This is a genomic window from Pyxidicoccus trucidator (assembly GCF_010894435.1).
GTDB classification, from domain to species: Bacteria; Myxococcota; Myxococcia; order Myxococcales; family Myxococcaceae; genus Myxococcus; species Myxococcus trucidator.
Map to the genome: position 1 here is coordinate 1 of NZ_JAAIXZ010000066.1, position 1,051 is coordinate 1,051.

Consider the following 1,051-nt stretch of genomic DNA (forward strand, 5'->3'; position numbering starts at 1 on the left):
GGCCCCGGCGCGGTGTTGGTGCGGATGATGGCGTCGGCGGACAGGTAGAGCTCCACGTGGGAGTCACCCGAGGTGGTGCCATGGTTGCAGACCGTCACCTGCGCGATGAGAGGCTGACCGTCCTCGGCGCTGGTGGGGCCGGTGACGGAGGTGATGACGAAGTCGGGCCGGTTGCCCACGCCGATGCGGTAGCCGGACGAGGAGTTGTTGTCCTCGAGGAGCTCCTGGCGGCTGTTGGACGGGTCGGCCACGGCGCCGAGGTGGTAGGGGCCCTCGATGCCCGGGGGAGGCAGCCAGGCATTGCCCTGGATGGGCATGGTGGCGCACTGGCCCGGGTAGAGCGGGTCCGAGTGGGCGCTGCCCACGAATGCGTCCTCCATGGGGCCCGGCGCGGTGTTGGTGCGGATGATGGCGTCGGCGGACAGGTACAGCTCCACCTGGGAGTCGCCCGAGGTGGTGCCGTGGTTGCAGACCGTCACCTGCGCGGTGAAGGGCTGGCCGTTGGGGACGCTGGTGGGCCCGGTGACGGAGGTGATGACGAAGTCGGGCCGATTGCCCACGCCGATGCGATAGCCGGATGAGGTGTTGTTGTCCTCGAGGAGCTCCGGGCGGTTGTTGAGTGGGTCCGCCACGGCGCCCAGATGGTAGGCGCCCTGGAAGGCCGGGGGAGGCAGCCAGGCATTACCCTGGACGGACACGGTGGCGCACCGGCCCGGGTAGAGCGGGCCCGAGGGGGCGCCGCCCACGAAGGAGTCCTCCATGGGCCCCGGCGCGGTGTTGGTGCGGATGGTGGCGTCGGCGGACAGGTAGAGCTCCACCAGGGTGTCACCTGGGCGGGTGCCGTGGTTGCAGACCGTCACCTGCGCGGTGAGAGGCTGGCCGTCCTGGACGCTGGTGGGGCCCTTCACGTCGGTGACGACGAAATCAGGCGCGTCGCCCACGCCGATGCGATAGCCGGACGAGGAGTTGTTGTCCTCGAGGAGCTCCTGGCGGTTGTTGGACGGGTCCACCACGGCGCCGAGGTGGTAGGCGCCCTCGGTGACCGGGGGAG

1 protein-coding gene is annotated in these 1,051 nt (G+C 70.3%); it reads right to left on the reverse strand.

All coding sequences use genetic code 11. The features are described 5' to 3' along the window. The coding region (locus G4D85_RS48405) for a CARDB domain-containing protein (RefSeq protein ID WP_275900432.1) at positions 1-1,051 on the reverse strand (1,051 nt) is incomplete at both ends.